The sequence below is a fragment of the Vibrio sp. 1249-1 genome (genome assembly GCF_033340495.1).
This window is the reverse complement of the sequence record NZ_JAWOWJ010001095.1, coordinates 1-535: the sequence shown is the minus strand read 5'-3', so window position 1 is coordinate 535 and position 535 is coordinate 1. Positions and strand designations below refer to the sequence as shown.

The following is a 535-nucleotide window of genomic DNA, read 5'->3' as shown; positions in this document are numbered from 1 at the left end:
AGTCAGTGCCGTCTTTTTACTGGACAACAACCTACATGCAACGCGTTGGCTAGAAGACAACGATCTGCTGGATGGCACTGAATGTATCTTGCGTCGCATCATAACTAAAGAAGGCCGTTCAAGAGCCTTCATCAACGGCAGCCCAGTACCACTTTCACAATTAAAATCTCTTGGGCAGCTGTTAATCAACATCCATGGACAACACGCGCATCACCAACTGATGAAAAGCGAATACCAAATGGCGATGTTGGACCAATATGCCGGACACTTAAATCTATTAAAGAGCACACGCAGTGCGTACCAACATTGGCGTCAGGCAGACAATAACCTCAAGCAACTCAAGGAAAATAGCCAGCAGAATCAGGCGCAAAAACAGTTGCTTGAATACCAAATCAAAGAACTGAATGAGCTATCGCTAGGTGAAGAAGAATTCGCAGAACTCGAGCAAGAGCACAAACGACTGTCCAATAGCGGTGAACTCGCCGCTACCTGTCAGCAAGCCCTCGAACTTATTTACGAAGGTGAAGAAGTCAAT

The 535-nt window shown here is 46.0% G+C and carries 1 pseudogene; it reads left to right on the top strand.

Annotation, left to right across the window (positions count from 1 at the left end):
- Positions 1-535 (top strand): annotated as a pseudogene (locus tag R7Z50_RS30650) (DNA repair protein RecN); the annotation flags it as partial.